Source organism: Bradyrhizobium sp. URHD0069, from assembly GCF_000701345.1.
In the GTDB taxonomy this organism is placed as follows: Bacteria; Pseudomonadota; Alphaproteobacteria; order Rhizobiales; family Xanthobacteraceae; genus Bradyrhizobium.
Window position 1 is genome coordinate 29,273 of the sequence record NZ_JNIJ01000031.1, and the last position, 21,531, is coordinate 50,803.

Below are 21,531 nucleotides of genomic sequence, written 5' to 3' on the forward strand. Positions count from 1 at the left end.
TTGGTTAACCCAATGGAACCAATCGACCTCACTCCAAACTATAGCGCTAAATCGAGCGCAATGATGGCTCGGATAATTTCCGGAGGCACCGGCCCGGGTGTCGCGAGGAAATTGCAGCCATAGCCCGGTCTCGTGACCCAGGTCACATACCCCGGGCATGGACCGCCCGTAGCGTGCCTGCAACCAATCTCACGCCGAGATTTGTTGTGGGAGAACGTCATGAGCTTTTTCAAGGGAAATCTGTTGGGAGCTTTGGTTTTGGCAAGTCTGCTGGCGGTCGGACCGGCAGCGTCGGCTTATGCCCAGAACGTAGCAACCGCTAACGCCGCTGCAGCGACGCCATCGCAGGCGGTTCAGAAATCAGTGCCGGCGGCGGAGAAGCCGCTTGGCGCAGGCAATTCCATGGCCTTGACCGGTCCGGAACAGCGCATCGCGCTGGTGATCGGCAATTCGAACTATCAAAACGTCGTTCAGCTCGCCAATCCCGCCAACGACGCGAAATCCGTCGCTCAACTGCTCAATAGCGCGGGCTTTGAAGTCATTTCCGCCACGGATCTCAGCCACAATCAAATGATTGAGGTGATCCAGAATTTCTCCAGCAAACTTGCCGGCCTCGGTCCCGATACTGTGGCGATGGTGTATTATGCCGGCCACGGCGTGCAGCTCGCGGGCGAGAACTATCTTGTTCCGGTGGACGCAAAGATTTCTTCCGAGCCTGACCTGATCAGCGGGTCACTCCGACTCGTCGACATGATGGCGACGCTGGAGGCGATTCCGAGCCGGATGCGGATCGTCATCCTCGATGCCTGCCGAAATAATCCGTTCCCCTCGCTCAACGATGCGGGACGCGGACTTGCGATCGTCGACGCGCCGAACGGCTCGATCGTCGCTTATTCAACGGCACCAGGTACGGAAGCGCTCGACGGCGTCGGCAACCACAGTCCCTATGCCGATGCATTCTTGCGGTTGGCGCACGAGAAAAACCTGCCGATCGAGCAATTGTTCAAGCGTATTCGCCTTGACGTGAACAATTCAACCGAAGGCCAACAGACCCCGTGGGAAAGCTCGTCGCTGACCAGCGATTTCTATTTCTTCGGCGATACCGCGGTGGCAGCAACCAAAGCGCCGGCGCAGGTGAAGACCGCCTATGCGGCCGACAATCTTCCCTCGCGTGCCGCGCGCCAGGCCTATGACTACGTGCTGGCCGAAAATTCCGTCGAGAACTATCAGGAATTTATCCGGTTTTACCCTCACGACCCGCTCAGCGACCGCATCCGCGCGCTGCTGGCCAGCCTGGTGCAGGCGAAAGCGTGGCATAGTGCGGTGGTCGCAAATTCTCCGGTCGCGTATAAATCGTTTTACGACAAATTCTCGGGCAGTCCCTATGCACAGAATGCGTTGAAGTTGGCGGCGCAGCCGAAGATTGTTCCGCTTTCGCAGCCGACACGCATTATCGCGCCAGCCTCGATCAAGCTCGGTGGGTTCGGTATCTCGAAGGACAATCCCGGTCTCAACGCACAGGGCTTGTTGCAAGGCCGTGCGGCTCCGCGGCAGGGAAATGTCTTGCAGAGTATCGGCAAACCAGGCGCGGACAAGCCAGGCATTGGCGGCCGGATCGTCACGCTGCATTCGCCCGGCACCACTGCCCCTTCAGCGAATAATCGCCCCGGCAAGATCTTCAATCTGCCCGGCGGTAGTTTGAACAAGACCGGTGCACAGCAGAATTCGAAACCTGACGGAGGCGTAACCCGGATTGGCGATCGGCATGCGAAATCGCTCTCGCAAATTCAGGTTGGTCAGCAGCCGCCGAAATTCCGGCAGGAGCGCATCTCATCGACGCAGTTCAATGGATCGGCGATGCAGTCCCAGGGTCGATCCAGTGGCAGGTTTGGGCGTTGGTAAGGGATGGGCGGGTTAGGCCACCGGATGCACGATCCGCAACCCGGTGGCCGACCCGTCCTACGGGTTGCAGTCTTATATTTCGTCATCGAAAACAAGAAGTGACGCCCGGCATCTTCATTGCCGGGCGTTTGTTCTTCACGCCGTCTGCAAATGTCCGGTTAAAAAAGCGTGACGCGGAGGTCCACCCGCGCCGACGCCCGAGGCTAAGCCATTCCCTGCAAGACGAGGCGATTGAGGCGGGCGGCGAAGGCCGCGGGGTCCTCCGGCAATTCGCCGTCAAGAATTTGCGCCTGTTCCAGCAGCAGCAGCGACAGGTCATTTGATGTCGCTGACCCCGCTTCGGCCTTGGCTATCGCGGCAACCAGCGGATGCCGCAGATTGATCTCCAGGATCGGCTTGGTTCTCGCGCCCCGATTCTGCTGTGACAACAACCGCTCCAATTCCCGGTCAGGCCCATGGCTGCCGGCGACCAGACAGGACGCGCTCGTGGTCAGGCGCTGAGAGGACCGCACGTCGCTGACGCGATCGCCGAGGCTCGCCTTGATGGTGGCGATCGTCACCGCCTCGTCGGCATTGGACTCGGGCATGTCCTTTGCCTTCTCATCGAGAAGCGGAATCGGATCGAAGTCGACATCGCCCTGGCTGAGCGACTTCAGCGGCTTGCCTCCAAAATCGAGCGGCGCCGAGGTCCAGAACGCATCGACCGGATCTGTCAGCAACAAAACCTCGATGCCGCGGGCGGCGGCCGATTCCAGCCTCGGATTAGACTTCAGCCGCTCGATGCTGTCGCCGATCAGAAAGTAGATCTCGGTCTGATTGGGCTTCAGGTCCGCGATATATTGCTTCAGTGTCCGTTTCTCGCCGGTCGTGGTGGTGAACCGCGACAACGCCAGCAATTTCTCGCGCCGCTCAAAATCCTCGTAAATGCCTTCCTTGATCACCGGGCCGAAGGCATCCCAGATCCCAGCGAAACTTTCCGGCTCCTTCTCGGCGAGCGATTCCAGTTCCCCGACCACGCGGCTGGTCACGGCTTTGCGGATCTGCGCCAGCTGCGGATTGTTCTGCAACATTTCGCGGGAGATGTTGAGCGGGAGATCCTCGCTGTCGATCACGCCGCGGATGAAGCGCAAGTGGGCCGGCAGCAGATCGGCGTCGTCGGTGATGAACACCCGGCGGACGTAAAGCTTGACCTTGCCCTTGCCCTTGCGCGCCGGCTCGAACAGGTCGAACGGCTTTGTCGATGGCGCGAACAGCAGCACCGCGTAGGAGTAGCGGCCTTCGGCGCGGTAATGCAGCGTCATCGCCGGCTCGTCGAAGGCGCCCGCGATCGACTTGTAGGCCTGCGTGTAGTCCTCCGGCTTCAATTCCGATTTTGAGCGCTGCCACAGCGCGCTTGCCGAATTGATCTGCCGCGGCTCGCCTTCTTCCGGCACAAGCTCGATCGGAAACTGGATGTTGTCGGAATAGGCGCCGACGACGCGCTCGATCTCGTAGGTCTCGAGATATTTTTTCGTATCAGGCTTCAGGTGCAGCACGATTTCGGTGCCGCGCGCGATGCGCTTTGCATCGTCCTCGCTGCCGCGCGCGATCTCAAATCCGGAGCCGCCCGAGGATGACCAGGTCCAGACCTCATCCGAACCCGCACGGCGGCTGGTCACGACAATGCGCTCGGCCACCATGAAGGCGGAATAGAAGCCGACGCCGAACTGGCCGATCAGGCCGGCGCCGTCCTTGGCCTCGGTAAGACGCGACAAGAAAGACCTGGTGCCGGAGCGGGCGATGGTGCCGAGATTGTCGATCAGCTCCTGCCGGTCCATGCCGATGCCACTGTCGGCAACCGTCAGCGTGGTGTCTTTCTTGCTCGGCACGATTCGGATTTTCGGCGGCTCGCCGTCAGCAACCAGCTCGGGCCTGGCGATCGCCTCATAGCGCAGCTTGTCGCAGGCATCCGACGCGTTCGAGATCAGTTCGCGCAGGAAGATATCGGTTTCCGAATAGACCGAATGCACCATCAGGTGCAGCAGCTCGGAAACCTCGGCCTGAAAAGGTTGGGATTCGACTGGCGTATCGGTAGTCGGCATCTCGCTAGCTCAAAGGGTTTATGCGGATGATGAGGGGTAGTGGGAAAAACGTCGATATAGCGCGGCGGACTGGAGATCAAGTATTGAAAAAGAACGCCGCCGCGTCATCGGCTTGGGATCTATCCGGGCTGTGGGTACAAGCTAAGCGCCGACTTGTGACTAGACAAGCCATCGTTGCCCGCAACAGCCTCACTTCGCCCCCTGCTGGGATCGCTACTTTCAGGAATGCCTCAAGAAAATCCCTGCACGGAACGGGTAAGGTCCGGTGTAGGGTTGCGAAAGCCGGAATCTAGCTTGGTCCAGTCGAGACACATACAATCCAATGATGTGACAGCGCACCTCGGACCACGTTCAGATCGGATCGGCCATTGACGTCATTTCCGCCGGATCTAGATTCGTGAGTTTGCGATAGACTTCGGGGGCTGTCGCGCCTTCGGTATTGAAAAGAAGAACGCGCGACGTGGCGTTCAGATCCAGCATCGTCCGCGCATTGGCGTCCCGCATCACCGCGATCAAGCCGGCGAGACCCGCACCTCCGCTTTCGCCCGCAATGATTGCGGCACTGCTATCGCGTGGGCGCGCAAGCTGATTCATGGCCGCAATGGCATCTTCATCGCGTAAGGTCATATATGCGTCGGCGACGCGCGAAAGAACGCCCCAGGCAAGCAAGGATGGTTCGTAGCATTCCAGCATTGCCATCACGGTCGGTTCGCTTGCCTCGATTTTGATGGGTTTGCCAACGCGATTGCTCTCGAACAGACATGCCGCACGATCAGGTTCAACTATAATGAATTTCGGCCGAGCCGTGCCAAGGGTGAGACAGATGTTCGCGGCCACCGAGGCGGCGAAGCCACCCACGCCGGCCTGCAAAAACACATGCGTCGGCGGTTTCGGCAATTGGGTAAGCGCCTCCGTCACCATCGCGGTGTAACCCTGCATCACAAGGCGAGGAATGCGTTCATATCCCGGCCACGACGTATCTGAAACGATGGTCCAACCTTCCAAACGGCAAACGCGTTCCGCCTCAGCTACGGCGTCATCGTAGTTTCCGGGAACGTGAATGAGTTTTGCACCGAACCGCGCGATGGCGTCGACACGTTCGCGGTTGACGTTGTCATGCACGAAGATGCTGGCTTTGCAGCCGACAAGATTGGCGCCCGCCGCAACCGAGCGGCCGTGATTGCCATCCGTGGCGCAACCAACCGTCATCTGCGCGACAAGTGAACGAATCTCGGGATCCAGCAGTTCCGACGGAGCCACGTTGCGCTTGAGCAACCGGCCTACTTCTTCGAGCACAAGACAGACGACGGCATAGGCTCCGCCAAGCGCTTTGAAACTTCCGAGGCCAAGACGATGGCTCTCATCCTTGATGTAAACCGATTGGACGCCGAGCGTTTTCGCGACGTCGGCCAGCGCGCGAAGCGGAGTCGCACGATGGATCGGAAGCAGCTCCAACATTTGTGTGACCCGGGCGGCGGCCTCAGGTCCCAGCATTTCGCGATCGATGGCTCTGAGCGCTTTGCCGTAGTCTGCGTGTCGGTTGGCTTCAATCATGTAAAGACTTGCCTCCTGACACAAACTTATCTCGCAAGTTTTGATTTTTGTGCGCTATTATCGGATTGTTATGCAATATATTTGCGTTTAGGGGCCGTCCGGATGAAAACACACGATCTTGATGCCTTCGATCTGAAAATCCTCGACCGCCTTCAGGCAAACAACCGGACCTCGCTTAGTGAAATTGGCAAGGCGGTCAATCTGTCCGCGGCGGCGGTGCAACGACGCGTCCGGCGAATGGAAGACGCAAAGATCATCCAGGCGAATGTCGCGGTGGTGGACCCGCCGGCTGTCGGACGCCCGATCACGCTTATCGTCGAAGTACACCTTGACAGCGAACAGGCCGACATTCTCGATAACGCGCGGAATGAATTCGCGTCGGTGCCGGAAGTGCAGCAGTGCTACTACGTGACGGGCGCGGCAGATTTCATACTCATCATCACGGCGACAAGCATGGAAGAATACGCCGCGCTCAGCCACCGGTTGTTTCTCGAGAATCCCAACGTGAAGCATTTCAGCACGAATGTCGCGATGAGCCGCGTCAAGGTCAGCCTTGCGATACCGGTCGAACACGGCGGTTGAGCACGCGGCCGACCGGCCACCATCAACCGCCGAGATAGGCCTGGCGAATGTGATCGTTGTCGATCAGTTCGCTGCCCTTGCCAGACAGCACGATCGAACCCGCCTCCATCAGATAGGCGTGATCGCACAAGTCGAGGGCGGAATAGGCATTCTGCTCCACCATCAGGACGGTCGTGCCCGCCTGCCTGATACCGTCGATGATCTCGAACACCTGCTCGACGATGTTGGGTGCAAGACCGAGCGAAGGCTCGTCGAACATCACCAGTTTCGGCCTCGACATGATCGCGCGACCGATCGCCAGCATCTGCTGCTCGCCTCCGGACATCGTTCCGGCCACCTGCCTGCGGCGTTCGGCCAGTCGCGGAAACTGGGTGAAGATACGATCCTTGTCGGCATTCATGCCTTCGATGTCGGATCGCAGATAAGCGCCCATGTCGAGGTTCTCCTCGACCGTCATGTCCGGAAAGATACGCCGGCCTTCCGGACAATGGGCGATGCCGCGCATCAGAATCTCCCGCGCCGAACATCGTGCAATGTCCTGCCCTTCGAACATGATCCGGCCGGAAGTCGGAGACAAGACGCCCGAGATGGAGCGCAGGGTTGTGCTCTTGCCGGCGCCATTGGCCCCGATCAGCGCAACGAGCTGTCCCTTCTTGATGGACAGCGAAATTCCCTTGATCGCTTCCACCTTGCCATAGCGGCAAACAAGATTGCTAATCTCTAGCACGCTTTTTCGCTCCCACCCCGAGATATGCCTGAATGACTTCCGGATTGCCCTGGATCGCCGCGGGTGGTCCATCGGCGATCAGGCGGCCGTAGTTCATAACCACGATACGATCCGATATGCCCATCACCATGGGCATATCGTGTTCAACCAGTAGTATGGTGACGCCCATGCCGCGCAGCTTCGTCAAGACCCGCATGAAGGCGGCGGTCTCCGAGGCGTTCATTCCCGACACCGGCTCGTCAAGCAGCAGCATCGTCGGATTGGCCGCCAGCGCGAGCGCGACGCCGAGCAGGCGCTGGTCGCCGTAGGACAACGAGCCGGCGATATCCGCCGCCCGATGCTCGACGCCGACCAGCTTGAGGATCTCGTGGGCGGTGTCCCTCAGCTCCTTTTCCGACTGCCGCTCCTGCGGCAGGGCCAGCAATGTGTCCCACAGGCTGGAACGACCGCGCCTGTGAAGTCCGGTCATGACATTCTGGAACACGCTGATGGTCTGGAACACGCTGGTGCGCTGGAACGTGCGCACCAGTCCAAGGCCGGTGATCTCATGGGGCTTGAGCCCGTTGAGCGACGTGCCACGATAGCGGACCGTCCCCTTCGTCGGCTTCAGGAATCCGGTGATGATATTGAACGCCGTGGTCTTGCCGGCGCCGTTGGGCCCGATCAGGCTCAGAACCTCGCCCTCGTTGACGTCGAAGTTCAAATCCGAGATCGCGACAAGGCCGCCGAAATGCACGGCGATGTGCTCGACCGACAGGGCCGGCACGCGCGGCTTCGGCGCCGCCAAACCAGCTGGAGTGGAGATAGTCATTATTTCGCCGGCTCCAGCTTTGCACGACCCTCGTTTTCATCGACGACGCCGAACCAGCGCTCGATCGCCGGCACGATGCCTTGCGGCAACACAAAGACGATCAGAATCATCAGGGCGCCATAGAGGATCCACTGCGATTCCGGAGAAGCGAACGAGCGAGCGACCACCGGAATGAATCCGAAAATCAGACCGCCCACGATCGGACCGGCGAGCGTCCCCTTGCCTCCCGTAATCACCATGATGACCATGGTCACGGTGTAGAGGAACATGAAGACGTCCGGATCGATGATCCGCAGATAGTGCGCATATAGACTTCCGGCAGCGCCTGCGATCGCCGCAGAGGTCACGGCAGCCAGGATCAGATAGCGCGTGACGTCGATGCCGACCGACACCGCGAGCGACTCGTTTTCCTTCAACGCCACCATCGCGCGCCCGACCCGCGATCTGGTCAGACGGCTGATGATCACATAACAAACTACGCCAATGGCCAGTACGAGATAGAAATTGGCGGCCTTGCCGTAGAGATCGAGGTAGCCAAGACCGGGCAGACCGAGCGTGAACGGCGGAATCGACGTCAGCGCGAGCGGTCCTTGCGTCAGTTCCACCCAGTTGAGCGCGACCAGCCGAACCACTTCAGCGAAACTGATCGTGACGATGACGAAATACGCGCCGCGTACGCGGAACGACAGTTTGCCGACCAGGTAACCGCAAATCCCGGCAATGATGACGGCGAGCACGAAGCCGATCCAGACCGGCCACGGTTCGTGAACCACACGAATGCCGCCGAAGAGTTCGATATCGAACCCCAGCGAAGTGAGCGCGCTGACATAGGCGCCAATACCGAAGAAGGCGACATGGCCGAGGCTCAGCTGGCCGGTGTAGCCCAGCAGCAGGTTGAGACTCATCGCCGCGATGATGAAGATGCCGGTCGTGACGCAGGCATTTAACAGATAGGGATCTTTGAGCCAGAGCGGAATCGACGCGAAGGCGAGAACCGCCAGGAGGGGTAATAGCCGCCTCATCCGATTCGCTCCGATCGTGCGAACAGGCCGGTCGGCTTGAACATCAGCACCAGGATGATGATCAAGAATCCCATCGCATCGCGATAGCCCGACGAGATATATCCGGCACCCACCTCCTCGGCGAAGGCAAGGATAAACCCGCCGATGGTTGCGCCACCGATGCTTCCCAAGCCGCCGAGAATGACAATCGCAAAGGCCTTGAGCGAAGCGATATCACCCATGTGCGGCGAGATCACATATACCGGACCAAGCAAGGCGCCAGCCGCAGCCGCCAGGCTCGATCCAATGGCAAACGTAGCCATATAGATCACCTGAATGTTGACTCCCATGAGCGACGCCGTGTCGCGATCCTGGAACGTCGCGCGCATGGCCTTGCCGATCTTGGTTCGGTTGATGAGAAGATAGGACCCCGCGATCAGGGCCAGCGCCGAAAAGAAAACGAAGACGCGCAGCCAGGAAACCGAAACGGGACCAAGCGCCAGCGTCGATTCACCGAAAGGCGTCAAAACCGACTTCGCGACGCCGCCCCAGACAAATTGCTCGGTATTCTGCATGACGATCATCGCGCCGATCATCACCAGCATCGTGGTGTCGATGTCCGCTCCGCGCATCGGGCGCAGCAGGAAAAATTCGATCGCCGCGCCGAGAATGCATCCGAAGGCCACGGCGATGATGAGCGACAAAAAGAAGTTCACCCCGATCACGGTGGATACGAGATAAACGAAATACGCACCAAACGTGTAGAGCTCGCCATGGGCGAAGTTCACCACGCGCATGATTCCGAAGATCAACGTGAGGCCGATCCCAAGCAAGGCATAGGTACCGCCAAGGATCAACATGTTGACGATGTGCTGAAGAAACTCATTCATTCGAGTTACGAGGTCCTTGGAATTCTTTCAGGTCAGAACATCCGAAGGCAAGCGGGGGCCAAGACTCGCGCCTGCCCCCCGCTTGCCATGCTTTCAGGATTTCGGGTGTGTGACTTTGCCGTCGACGATCTTGATCAGATAGACGTTGGGACGGCTCTGTCCGCTTTCCTTACCGGACGGTCCCCACTTCTCGAACTTGATCGGACCGTTCAGGCCCTTGATCTCGGTCTGCCACAGCGCTTCGGTGATCGCAGCCGGCTCGGCCTTGCCAGCCTTCTCGATCGCGGCGGCGATGGTGCGGATGCCGTCATAGCCACGGAAGCTTTCGGTGGAGCCTGCGAAATTGAAGCCGCGCTTTTTCCACTCACCCAGGAAAAACTTGGTGGCTTCGGGGTTCGGCGTTTCATCCGGCAGCCACGGCAAGAACGTGGTGAGATGCATCGAGTTATTTGCCGCAGTACCGGCCTGGTCGATCAGCTGGTCCGGATTCTGCGAGCCGCCCGTGGTGACTATCTGCTTCTTGAGGCCAAGCGCATTGGCCTGCTTCAGAACCAGCGTCAGCTGTTCGACAGCGGCCGTCACGATCAGTGTGTCGGCATCAGATGCCCTGATCTTGGACAATTGCGCATTCATGTCCTGCGACGACTGGTCCATCATCTCGACCGAACGCACCTGAACGCCTTCGGCCTTGAAGAGCTTGGTGAAGTCATCGGCGGTGCCGCGGCCCCAATCGTTGTTGATGACGAGGAAATCAACCTTCTTGATTCCAAGCTTCGAAATCATCGGCTTGAAGGCCGCCTCTTCGATCGATGACGGCGGCGAAATGCGGAAGATGTACGGATTGCCGGTGGTTGTGATCTTTCCCGATGACGAGGTCTCGACGACCATCGGCACCTTATATTCCATCAGCTTGGGCATCACGGCGAGCGTGAGGCTGGATCCCCATGCCCCCATCATCACCGGCACCTTGTCGCCCGAGATGAGCTTCTCCGCGACCGCGGCCGCTTCCGTCGGATTACTCTTGTTGTCTTCGATGACGAGTTCAAGCTTCTTGCCGAGAACGCCGCCCTTGGCGTTGATCTCGTCCGCGGCGATCTTGGCGCCGTTGACGACATACGTCCCCGATGCGGCAAAAGCTCCGGTCAGCGGCTCATTGACGCCGATCTTGATCGTTTGCGCGGACGCCTGGGCCGCGAACCCGGCAGCGAAGACGACAGGCAGTACAAGTCTGGTATAAGATTTCATTTCGGACTCCTCCATTTGCCCGCCCACCGAGCAAGCACCATGCCAACTTCAGTAGTTGATCTCTGCTGCAGGGCAGCCGGTGGCCGGTTGCGGGCGGCTACATCATACTAACATTAGAATGATGCGACATCCTCGTAAATGGGCAAAACATCCTTTTCAGCAATTAGGGACATTGACGGCCAATCCGCCGCGGGAGGTTTCCTTGTATTTTGCCTGCATGTCGGCGCCGGTTTCCATCATGGTTTTGATCACCTGGTCCAGCGAGACGTGATGGGAGCCGTCGCCGCTCAGAGCCAAAGACGTGGCGTTGATGGCCTTGATCGCGCCGAATGCGTTGCGCTCGATGCAGGGAATTTGCACCAATCCGCCCACCGGATCGCATGTCATTCCCAAATGATGCTCCATGCCGATTTCGGCGGCGTTCTCGATTTGCTCGGATGAACCTCCGAGCGCGGCGGTCAAACCCGCCGCCGCCATCGAACAGGCCACGCCCACCTCGCCCTGGCAGCCGACTTCCGCACCCGAGATCGACCCGTTCATCTTGAACAGAGAGCCGATGGCGGTCGCGGTCAAGAGAAACGTTCTCAGGCCTTGGTGGGACGAACCCGAGCAATAATCGAGGTAGTAGCGCAGCACCGCGGGTATTACTCCTGCGGCGCCATTGGTGGGAGCCGTTACGACCCGACCGCCTGCGGCATTTTCCTCGTTGACGGCGATCGCAAACAGACTGGCAAAGTCCATGGCCTCCACCGACAATTGCGCGTTCTTGCTCCGCGCAGCTTCAAATCGCGCCTGCAGACCGCGCGCGCGGCGCTTGACCTTCAGGCCCCCGGGCAATTCACCCTCGGTGCGCAGCCCGCGCTCGATGCAATCGAACATCACCGTCAGAATGTAATCGAGCCTTGCAACGACGTCGTCCTTGCTGCGCTGGACGCATTCATTGGCGAGCACGATGTCGGCGATCGACAGACCTGACTGCCGCGATACCGCCGTCAAATCGGCCGCGCTGCTGAACGGAAAAGGAAGCGTAGGAACGGACGCGGCCGCCGAGGCGCCCTCACCTTCCCTATGGATAAACCCGCCACCCACCGAAACCCAGACTTCCTGACGAAGCACCTTGTCTTCGCCATCCACGGCGACGAACCGCATCGTATTCGGATGGGACGACGGGACGGTGTCGAAATCGAAGACGATGTCGCGAGCCGGATCGAATGCAAGACCCTCGCCGGTCGGAAGCACGAGGCGCCTCGTCTCCGCGATCTTCTTCACGATCTCATCGACTTTATCGGGGTCCAGCGTTTCCGGGGATTGCCCCGACAGGCCGAGCGTAATCGCCTTGTCGGTGGCATGCCCCTTCCCGGTCCAAGCCAACGACCCTAACAAAAACACGCGCAGACCCCTGATCTGCGCGCGCTCTCGATCATCCAGCGCCGCGACGAAAGCCGAGGCCGCTTTCATCGGCCCCGTCGTATGCGAGGACGAGGGACCGATACCGACTTTGAAAACGTCAAAAACGCTAATCATCACCGGCAACCGGTCAGGAAGGTCGATTACTTCGTCTTGTGGGCTCGCAGCTGCGGAATGACTTCCTTGGCGATCAGTTCGACCTGATCCATCTGGTACTTGTAGGGTACGAAGATGATCTTCTGAACGCCCGCATCGAGATGCGCCTTGAGCTGTTCGATGCATTCTTCGGCGGAGCCCATGATCGCGGAATCCCGCGAACAGTCGCTGTTCTCCGGGAAATCCCACTCCTTGTTGAGCCAGTCGAGCATGTCCGCCTGAACCGCGGCCTTGGACTTGCCGATCATGATCGGCAGTTGGGACGCGTTCAGCAGCTTATCGGGATCCTTGCCACCTTCCTTGGCGAAGTTGCGGATTTTCGTCCACGATTTCGTGAAGGATTCCGCCGTGTAGAAATATGTCAGCCAGCCGTCGCCTGCGGTTGCCGCACGCTGCAATACCTTGTCGACATAGCCGCCGATCAGGATCGGAATCCGCGGCTGGGCCGGCTTCGGATACATCACTGCAGCGGAAATATTGTGCTGCATGTATTTTCCCTCAACCATATGCTCCGACCAGAGACGATTGAGAATCTCCAGATTTTCGTCCATCAGCTTGCCGCGCTTTTCGAACGCAATTCCCATGGCGTCAAACTCGCGCTTGTACCAGCCTGACGCCATGCCCATGATCAGACGGCCGCCGGAAAACTGATCCATGCTGGACAACTGCTTGGCCAGTGCAACGGGGTTGCGTAACGGCAGCACCAGAATGCCGGTTCCGACCTTGAGCTTGGTGGTAGTGGCGGCGATCGCCGTCAGCGTTGTCAGGGAATCGAGGATCGGGAAGTTCGGTTCAACTCCAAGCAGCATGTGATCCCAGACCCACAGCGAGTCGTAACCGAGTTCTTCAACGCGCACCCCATATTTGATCAGGCCCTTCGGGTCCGGCATTTCCGGATACGCGGTGAAATTGCGGGCAGCGATGCCGAACGTGTTCGAAAGTATTTCCATGGCTTCTTTCCTTGAACTTCTACGCGATGAAGAGGCGGTCAGGATCGAGAACCCTGAGTGTGGTTAGCTCCTGATTCGACGGCGGCTCCGTGACGGTCACGTTCTTGTCAAAGACAAGATCGAAGCCGGTATTGTCCTGAAGGTTTTCCTTTGTGACACCCGGATTGAGCGCCAGCACCTTCATCTCGCGGCTATTGTCGTCAAACGAGAATACCGCCAGTTCGGTGATGACGCGAAACATGCCGCCTTCCGGCAGTCCGCTCTCCGCGCGGGTGTTGTTTCCGCGAATAAATCCGGGGCTGGTGATGAAATCGACCTTCTCCACAAATCGTCGTTTCTCATGCTTCATCGCGACAATCATGTTGGTCAGGCTGGCGATGTCGTTTCCGCCGCCGGTGCCCGGCAGACGCGTTTTCGGTTTGGCCGGATCGCCGATGTAGGACGAATTCAAATTGCCGTACCGGTCGATCTGGGCGCCGCCCATGAAACCAACATCGACATATCCGCGCTGCAGCAGCAAAAGCACGTCGGCGCTGCCCAAAACCATGTTGGCACGCTTGGTGCAGCGCTGGTCGTTGGTCGATGGCGGAAGTTTTCCGGGCTCGACGAACGCACCGATGACGCCGCCCTCGAACAGGATTGTCAGACCGGGGCAGTGCAGGCGTTGCGCCAGCGTCGCCGCCAGCAGCGGCGTTCCAATGCCGGCAAAGACGATCTGCCCATCCTTGAGCTGTCGTGCGCTCAATACGGTGATGATCTCGGATGCGGTATATTTGGGTGCTTCAATCATCGAAAATGCTCCGGCCACGACGGCTTGCAGCCACTATCTCCCCGACGCCGATCATCGACAGGAATTCGGTCCACGACTTCGGGCCATAGACGTAATCGTCGAGATATTTCTTCATGCCGGCGATCGGATCGCCGTTGACCTGCGCGACATACATCTCAAGGTGCTGCATCATCGGCTCGTAGACACCGAAACACTCGTGCGGCGCCGAGCCATAGGGCACTTCGACAACCGCATCGACGCAGAAGAACGGAATTTTCGTTTGATCCGGCGCGCGGCGAATCTGATCGTTGGAGACGATCCGCTCGGTCGTCAGGATCACGCGATTGGCGGCCATCGCTAGGTCGATGTCCATGAACTGAAGGCCGTCAATCTGTGCGTTGCCATACGCGTCACACCTCTGGACATGGATCAGCGCGACATCAGGATTAAGGGCAGGCACCAGCAGCAACTTCTCGCCGGTGAACGGGCAATCGAATTCCTTGGCTTCAGGACGCTGCTTTGCGACGCCGGATCCCAGCATCGAGCGGATGGGGAGAAACGGCACGCCCATTCCGCCGGCCCGGTACCGCATGCCCATCGCCATGTGGCTCCATTCGTCGTAACGGCACGCGCCGCTTTCGACGTTGTGGCGCATGACTTTCGACAAGCCCCAGAGGATGCCCTGCGCGAACCAGCTGGTTTCGATGTGATTGGCCGCGCCGGAGCCGAACAGCAGATCGCCGTCGGTCGAGACGATGCAACGCGAGCAGGACAGATCCTTCTTTCCGGCGCGGATCAGCTGCCAGATCAACGCCATCGGCGTGCGCGACATGGTCGACCCGCCGATTCCCACAGACATGCCGTCGCTGACAAAGGATGCCGCCTGTTCAAGCGTCACGACCTTTTCACGAAGACTGCGATCGCGCCGGGCGAGCCGGCCTCGAAGCTCTTCGTAAGATTGAACCGTACCGGGTTCCACGTTCATTCTCTCCTTGTTCGCACTGGTCTGCATCATGCGGCGACGCCGGCCTTTTCGTTGAATTGCTCGATCAGGCGGTCCCAAACCGGGATATCGGCGACGAGACCTTCCCAGAACGACTGATCTTTCCGGACGTCGAAGTCTTCGGCACTGATGCCCTGCTGCTCGACCCAGGTGTAGTAGCCGAGGTTGAAGATGCGCCGGCGCGAGGCATGGGTCAGTTCCTCCACGTGATCGTCCGTGGTGGACTCCAGAGCGGCGCCGAAAATCTCCCCGGCATTCACCTCATCGAATTTGCCGTCATAGTGCTTGGCGACATACATCTCCCGCTCGCTCTGGTAGAGCGCAGCACTATCGGTCGCGATGGTCACGATCACATCGTCGGGACCGTAATCGAGGTGCTTGGCGAGCTTGATCGACGCGACGATATTGGCAAAACCGGAAATTCCGACACCGTCGAAAGCAGCAATAAGCCGGGCATCGAGCTTGCGGCGATTCTGAAGATATCTGCGGCCGACCTCGTTCCCGAACAGCACGTTGAGGCGATCGCTGACACGATCGGAAACGCCGATCGCGACATTGGTGTTCATGACATTGTGGATGAACGGAATGTGCTTGTCGCCGATGCCCTGAATGTTGTGCTCGCCATACCCGTTCGAGAGCATGGTCGGACATTCGATCGCCTCGACCGCCGCGACCTTTGTGCCATAACGCTTCTTGAGATAATCACCGGCGGCGATGGTTCCGGCGGATCCTGTTGCCGAAACGAAGGCGGCCAGCCGCGCCTTGGCGGTCTTGCCTTGCATATCCGAGAAGGCTTGCTCGCATGCTTGACCCGTGCAGGCATAATGAATGATGTAGTTCGAGAACGACGAGAACTGATTCAGGATGACGTTCTGCGGATCGCTCTCAAGCTCCGCGCATTTGTCGTAGATTTCCTTGACGTTGCTTTCCGTACCTGCCGTGCGGATGATGTCGTCGGGATGGGTGACCCATTTCTCGAGCCAATCGAACCGCTCGCGGCTCATGCCAGCAGGCAGCACCGCTATTCCGCGGCAGCCCAGGACGCGGGACACGGCGACACCGCCGCGGCAGTAATTTCCGGTCGACGGCCATACCGCCCGATGATGCGAGGGATCGAAACGCCCCGACACCAATTGTGCCGCGAGCGCGGAATAGGCCGGCAGCACCTTGTGCGCGCCGATCATGGGAAACCGGCAGCCGAGCATGACCAGAATCGGCGCCCTCACCCCGGTCAACTCGGGGGGCAGCACGATATAGCCGGGCACATCCGCCCGGCTCGTGCGGTCAGCGCCATTGTACCAGTTGATGCGCCATAGATTTTTGGCGTCCGGCTGATCCGCACCGGTGCCCGCGAGCGAACCCGATATTTTCGATGGAATCGAGCCGGCATCCGCCAGTTGCGAGAACGTCGGCAACACAACACCGACTTTCCGCGCGTATGCTGCGGCAAGATCCCGCGCCCTAGCGTCGATAACTTCCGGACGGACGACAGCAAGACTCATAAAACACCTCTATACAGGATTGGTGCTATCATTAGTATGTTAGGAAGTCGAGCGGCCCACCGATTTTTGTTAGTGGGCCCGCGTCGCATCTGCAGCCGCGGCGCGGTCCACATCAGCGGCTGCGAACGAGCGATCTCGAAGGCTGTCATTGGCCGTTGCGTAGAGCGTCGTTCGCTGGCGCGACAGACGACCTGCCGAACGAATGATCGCTTCCATAGCCTGTGGCGTCATCTCCTGCCCGTGCGACGCACCGGCTGACCGCGAGATGGTTTCATCCATCAAGGTGCCGCCGAGGTCATTGACGCCGGCCGACAAGCACCAACGCACGCCTTCCGCGCCGAGTTTGACCCAGGATGCCTGGATGTTCGGAATATGCGGATGCAGCACCAGCCGCGCGACGGCGTGCATCAGGATGGTTTCGCGGAACGTGGGACCGCGCCGGGCTCGGCCCTTGAGATAGATCGGCGCTTCCATGTGAACAAAGGGCAGCGGGACGAATTCCGTGAAGCCACCGGTTTCGATCTGAAGGTCGCGGATCCGCTGAAGATGCCGCGCCCAGTGTTCGTAACGCTCCATATGTCCGAACATGATCGTGGCGGTCGAGCGGAAGCCGAGGCGGTGCGCAGCGCGCATGACGTCGAGCCATTCGCCGGTCCGTATCTTGTCGTGACAGAGAACCTCGCGCACCTCGTCGTCGAGAATTTCTGCGGCCGTCCCAGGCAACGTTCCGAGCCCGGCTTCCTTGAGCCGGAGCAGGAATTCGGTCACGGGTATATTGAGGGTCTGCGCGCCCTGATGGACTTCGAGCGGAGAAAACGCGTGGACGTGGATGTCCGGCGCCGCCGCCTTCACCTCGCGGCAAATCTCGACATATTTATCGCCGGTGTAGGACGGATGGATACCGCCCTGCATGCATACTTCCGAAGCACCCCGTGCCCACGCCTCGCTCGCCCGCCGCGCGATCTCTTCCATGCCAAGATCGTAGGGTTTGCCCCGCAGGTTTTCGCTCATCTTGCCCTTGGAGAAGGCGCAGAACTGGCACTTGAACGAGCAGATATTGGTGTAGTTGATGTTGCGCGTGACGACGTAACTCACGGTGTCGCCGTTCATGTGCTGCCGGATATCGTCGGCCGCGCGGCATATCGCCGAAAACCCGTCGCCGCGCGCGCGAAACAGATCGACAATCTCCCCTTCGTTCAGCGCGTGGCCCCGCTGCGCCTTGGCCAGCACAGGCCCAAGCCGGGATGGCGTCACCACCTGCCATGCCTTCTCGAGCAGGCCGACCTCACGCGCCGGCAAAGATCCGGTGCTGCCCGGACACCAATCATCGGTCCGCGGCGAACCTTCGCCGTCAACCAGGTCCAGCACCGCCTTGCGCAGACCCTTGTCGATCCACCGATCCGGATATTGGGCATAGGCCGGATAGATGGCGAGACGCTCGACCAGATCCTTCCCGGCCGCCCGCGTCGCGGCCTCAAGCACACGCAGATGCGGCCACGGCGCCTCGGGGTTGACGTGATCCGGAGTTACTGGCGACACGCCGCCCCAATCGTTGATCCCGGCGGCAACCAGGGGACCGAGCGCTCCGGAACTCAAGTTCGGCGGCGCCTGAATATTCATGCTTGGCTCGAAGATCAGCCGCGCTATCGCGATCGTCCAGAGATGATCGTCGAGGTCAGGTGCTGCAGCATGCGCCATGCGGGTTCCGGGTTTCGGCCGGAAGTTCTGCACAATCACTTCCTGCAGGTGACCGTGCGCGTCGTTGAGATCGCGCAGCGCCAAAAGCGAGTCGATCCGCTCCTCGCGCGTTTCACCGATGCCGATCAAAATGCCGGAAGTGAAGGGAACGGCGTGCTCTCCCGCGATGCGGATGGTCTCCAGCCGCGCGGCCGGCTGTTTGTCCGGCGAGCCGTGATGCGCCGCACCCGTAACCATCAGGCGCTCGGATATGCTTTCCAGCATGATGCCCTGTGATACCGACACGCGGCGCAAGTCTGCAATGTCTTCGCCCGTCATCAGGCCTGGATTGATGTGCGGCAACAGGCCGGTCTCGCGGAACACGGCACGCGCGGCTTCGGCCAGATAGGACAGCGTCGTGGCGTGGCCAAGCTTTTCGAGTTCTTCCCGCGCGGCGCGGTAACGCAGTTCCGGCTTGTCGCCGAGCGTGAACAGCGCTTCCTTGCATCCGGTGGCCTTGCCGGCCTGTGCGATCGCGACCATTTGCTCGATCGACAGGAAAGCTTTTTCACCGGGCCGCGGCGGGTGGGCAAAGGTGCAATAGTGACAGACGTCGCGGCACAACTGCGTCAGCGGAATGAAGACCTTGCGCGAATATGAGATCTGATGCCCGTGCGCCAGATCCCGGCGCTCCGCCGCGGCGTACATCAATGCACCGAGATCCGGCTCCTGGATCAGCGAGATCGCTTCTGCCCGGGTCAGCCGCCGGTTTGACGAGAAATTCTGCAAAACGGATACAGCCATTATAGCTGCCCTCCCAGACTTTGCAGGACGGGCGGTCCCACGCGCGCGTGTACTAAGTTCAGTTCGTCAAGCAGATCCGATGTCCGCGACCCCGACCGTCGGGGAGCGGCCACCAGATCATCGGGACAATCGATGTCGTGTCCGAGGCTATCGAGATGACAAATCTCGCAGGTGGCGCCCATACGGCGTGCTGCCGTCAGATGCCCGCTGAAACTGCCGTCGCCGAAGCACGGCTGGATCGCGTAAGGATAGGTCATCGCAAGACAGTTCGTTCCGCCATCGCGCAGCGCTGGCGCCAGAACAACCGCCCGATCCTCCATCGCACGCAAGACGTCGCGTACTTCCGCCGCGGTAACGAAGGGCACATCTCCGGGGACAATCATCGCGCCGGCCATCCGTTGGCTGGAAAGCGCGTTCAGCCCTGCCCGGACGGCATCATTCACGCCGGTTTCCGGGACGTCATTGAGGATCTCGGCGCCGAAAGGACGAACGGCCTCCGCAACCGCCGGATCGCAGGACACCACGAGAATCCCGGCAAGCTCGTCGACACTGCTCAGAACCGTCATGACGTCATGCAGCATTGCGCGCGCAAGGCGTGCGCGTTCGGAGGTGGTCAACACCGCCGCGAGGCGTGATTTGGCCTGACTGAAACGCTTGGCCGGAACAATCGCCCAGACCTGATTTTCGCTGCAATGCTGCGATGCCATCAAGAAGCTCCTCCGGATGTCTGCGACGCACGCGCCGTCAATTTTATCGCGAACTCGGCGGTCGTTCGCGCCAACCTCGTGCGATCCTCAAGATTTCTCATCAGGGTCGGCGCCACGCACACCGGTAAACCGAGCCCGGCCGCGTCGGCACGATCCTGCTCATCGATGACGATGCCGTCGATCAGTCCCGCATAATGCGCGACCAGCGCGCGCGATTCCGCAGGCACGCCCAGTTCCGCCATGATCTTCGCCGTCGGGCCCTTCACGGCCTGGCCGCCGATCAGCGGCGAGACGACGACGATGGGAACAGCCGCTTCTTTCAGGGCGCTGCGCAAGTTCCGAATCGACAGGATCGGATCGATGCTCAAATAAGGATTGGACGGACAGATGATGATGGCTTCGAGACCGGGATTTCGCAGCGCCGCCAGCACGGCATCCGACGCGCTGGCGCGCTCCGCGCCCCTGAACTCAATGCGCTTGACCACCGGCGTGCATTGCTTCTCGACGAAATAGCGCTGGAACGGCATCGCTGCATTGGCCGTGATCACCGTGGTTTCGACGCGATCGTCGGACATCGGCAGGATCGTCGCCGCGATGCCGAATTTCTCCGCGATATCGCGCGTGATATCGGTCAGGGAAACGTTCGCACGCAACTGGCGCGTCCGCTCCACATGCATCGCAAGATCGCGGTCACCGAGCTGAAACCAGGTCTCGCCGCCGAGTTCATGCAAGGCCTTCATGAACTGCCAGGTCTCCCCGGCCCGCCCCCATCCGCGCTCGAGATCGCTGCGGCCACCGAGGGTATACAGCACGGTGTCGATATCGGGCGAAACGTGAAGACCGAGATGCTCGAAATCGTCACCGGTGTTGACGACGATGCTTACGGCTTCACCATAGAGGCGCTCCAGACCAAGCGCGAGCTTCGCGCCGCCGACGCCGCCGCACAATGCCAGCAGCCTTGGAGCGCATGACGACGGGGGACGGGTGGCGTTCATCTGAATTTGTCCTTCTCGCGTGAGCGGACCAGCGACGAGGCGGGTCGCGCTGCGGCCGAGAATTCGAGACCGCGCACGATGACGACAGGCAGCCCCTCGTCGGCCTGCCCCATGATCAATGAGGCGCCCGCGGCGATTTCATCGGCGACCGCCACTTCCGTCACCTGCATCGGCCGCCCGAACATGTCGGGCGCGCCAATCAGGTCGATCAATGACGGCACGCCGGCGGCTCCCAAGGCCACACCGACAACGCCGTTGCGCCAGGGGCGTCCGAAGCTGTCGTTGATGATGACACCGCTGTTGACGCCGAACCTGTCGTCGAAGTGCGCCTTGAGAACGGCGGCGGATCCGTCGGGATCGCTCGGCAGCAGCAGCACACGCTCGTTGTCGCTGGACTGGCTGATGTTCGAATGATCCACGCCCGCATTGGCCATCACGAACCCCAGACGATGGGCGACGATCAGGACGTTGGGCCAGGAGCGGACGACTTCGTCCGACTCCGAGAGCACGACCTCGACGTATCGCGCATCCTTTTCGATCTTCTCGCCGAGCGCCCGGGCCGCTTCCGACGGCACGACGTCCCTGAGATAGACGTAGCGCCCTTCCGCCTTGGACACGATCTTTTGCGCGATGACGACGATGTCGCCATCTTCGAGCGAAAGTCCGGCCGCGATGATCGCATCGGCGATGACACCGGCGAGTTGATCGCCGGGCTCGACTTGCGGTATTCCCGGCACGGCGAGATAGCTGACGCTCTTGACCATGACG

The 21,531-nt window shown here is 60.1% G+C and carries 18 protein-coding genes; 2 read left to right on the top strand and 16 right to left on the bottom strand.

The window, feature by feature from the left end; genetic code table 11:
• Positions 1–219 precede the first annotated feature (219 nt).
• Positions 220–1,902: a caspase family protein gene (locus tag N554_RS37420; RefSeq protein WP_051677577.1), complete on the top strand. Its 1,683-nt coding sequence runs from the start codon at positions 220–222 to the stop codon at positions 1,900–1,902.
• A 203-nt stretch (positions 1,903–2,105) separates the two neighbouring features.
• On the opposite strand, the gene htpG is transcribed toward N554_RS37420, so the two are convergent.
• Both htpG and N554_RS0119390 read right to left on the bottom strand, forming a co-directional pair.
• Positions 2,106–3,983: a molecular chaperone HtpG gene (gene htpG / locus N554_RS0119385; protein ID WP_029584981.1), complete on the bottom strand. Its 1,878-nt coding sequence runs from the start codon at positions 3,981–3,983 to the stop codon at positions 2,106–2,108.
• Positions 3,984–4,334: 351 nt separating this feature from the next.
• A complete protein-coding gene (locus tag N554_RS0119390; protein ID WP_029584982.1) occupies positions 4,335–5,537 on the bottom strand; it encodes a diaminopropionate ammonia-lyase in 1,203 nt (400 codons plus the stop codon).
• A gap of 102 nt (positions 5,538–5,639) precedes the next feature.
• Here N554_RS0119390 and N554_RS0119395 point away from each other — a divergent pair, with 102 nt between their 5' ends.
• Positions 5,640–6,119 (top strand): Lrp/AsnC family transcriptional regulator, encoded by a 480-nt coding sequence (locus N554_RS0119395; RefSeq protein ID WP_029584983.1) that lies wholly within the window; start codon positions 5,640–5,642, stop codon positions 6,117–6,119.
• Positions 6,120–6,141: 22 nt separating this feature from the next.
• Here the strand turns inward: N554_RS0119395 and N554_RS0119400 are convergent, their stop codons facing one another.
• The 14 genes from N554_RS0119400 to cofE form a co-directional block, all read right to left on the bottom strand.
• A complete protein-coding gene (locus tag N554_RS0119400; RefSeq protein WP_029584984.1) occupies positions 6,142–6,846 on the bottom strand; it encodes an ABC transporter ATP-binding protein in 705 nt (234 codons plus the stop codon).
• Positions 6,833–7,657 carry an ABC transporter ATP-binding protein gene (locus N554_RS0119405; RefSeq protein WP_051677578.1) on the bottom strand — a complete coding sequence of 275 codons (825 nt, stop codon included), beginning with the start codon at positions 7,655–7,657 and terminating at the stop codon, positions 6,833–6,835. Before N554_RS0119405 ends, N554_RS0119400 begins: the two co-directional genes overlap by 14 nt.
• Positions 7,657–8,679, bottom strand: coding sequence for a branched-chain amino acid ABC transporter permease (locus N554_RS0119410; RefSeq protein WP_051677579.1), 1,023 nt, complete (start codon positions 8,677–8,679; stop codon positions 7,657–7,659). The genes N554_RS0119405 and N554_RS0119410 overlap by 1 nt, the downstream gene beginning before the upstream one ends.
• Positions 8,676–9,548 (bottom strand): branched-chain amino acid ABC transporter permease, encoded by an 873-nt coding sequence (locus N554_RS0119415; RefSeq protein ID WP_029584987.1) that lies wholly within the window; start codon positions 9,546–9,548, stop codon positions 8,676–8,678. Before N554_RS0119415 ends, N554_RS0119410 begins: the two co-directional genes overlap by 4 nt.
• Before the next feature lie 93 nt (positions 9,549–9,641).
• Positions 9,642–10,793, bottom strand: coding sequence for an ABC transporter substrate-binding protein (locus N554_RS0119420; protein ID WP_029584988.1), 1,152 nt, complete (start codon positions 10,791–10,793; stop codon positions 9,642–9,644).
• A gap of 156 nt (positions 10,794–10,949) precedes the next feature.
• A complete protein-coding gene (locus N554_RS0119425) occupies positions 10,950–12,317 on the bottom strand; it encodes an L-serine ammonia-lyase (RefSeq protein ID WP_029584989.1) in 1,368 nt (455 codons plus the stop codon).
• A gap of 26 nt (positions 12,318–12,343) precedes the next feature.
• Positions 12,344–13,306 carry an LLM class flavin-dependent oxidoreductase gene (locus N554_RS0119430; RefSeq protein WP_029584990.1) on the bottom strand — a complete coding sequence of 321 codons (963 nt, stop codon included), beginning with the start codon at positions 13,304–13,306 and terminating at the stop codon, positions 12,344–12,346.
• Positions 13,307–13,325: 19 nt separating this feature from the next.
• Positions 13,326–14,096, bottom strand: a complete 771-nt coding sequence (locus N554_RS0119435) for a CoA-transferase subunit beta (protein WP_029584991.1) — start codon at positions 14,094–14,096, stop codon at positions 13,326–13,328.
• On the bottom strand, positions 14,089–15,060 hold the full coding sequence (locus tag N554_RS0119440) for a CoA transferase subunit A (protein WP_029584992.1): 972 nt from the start codon (positions 15,058–15,060) through the stop codon (positions 14,089–14,091). Before N554_RS0119440 ends, N554_RS0119435 begins: the two co-directional genes overlap by 8 nt.
• Positions 15,061–15,086: 26 nt before the next feature.
• On the bottom strand, positions 15,087–16,580 hold the full coding sequence (locus N554_RS0119445) for a pyridoxal-phosphate dependent enzyme (protein ID WP_029584993.1): 1,494 nt from the start codon (positions 16,578–16,580) through the stop codon (positions 15,087–15,089).
• 69 nt (positions 16,581–16,649) lie between these two features.
• The gene (cofH, locus tag N554_RS0119450) at positions 16,650–19,061 is read right to left on the bottom strand and encodes a 5-amino-6-(D-ribitylamino)uracil--L-tyrosine 4-hydroxyphenyl transferase CofH (protein ID WP_029584994.1); all 2,412 of its coding nucleotides are present in this window, start codon (positions 19,059–19,061) and stop codon (positions 16,650–16,652) included.
• Entirely contained in the window at positions 19,061–19,768 is a 708-nt protein-coding gene (gene cofC / locus N554_RS0119455) for a 2-phospho-L-lactate guanylyltransferase (protein ID WP_051677580.1), read from the bottom strand. Before cofC ends, cofH begins: the two co-directional genes overlap by 1 nt.
• Positions 19,768–20,763, bottom strand: a complete 996-nt coding sequence (gene cofD / locus N554_RS0119460) for a 2-phospho-L-lactate transferase (RefSeq protein WP_029584996.1) — start codon at positions 20,761–20,763, stop codon at positions 19,768–19,770. Before cofD ends, cofC begins: the two co-directional genes overlap by 1 nt.
• Positions 20,760–21,527 (bottom strand): coenzyme F420-0:L-glutamate ligase, encoded by a 768-nt coding sequence (gene cofE, locus N554_RS0119465; protein WP_029584997.1) that lies wholly within the window; start codon positions 21,525–21,527, stop codon positions 20,760–20,762. Before cofE ends, cofD begins: the two co-directional genes overlap by 4 nt.
• Between the last annotated feature and the right edge of the window lie 4 nt (positions 21,528–21,531).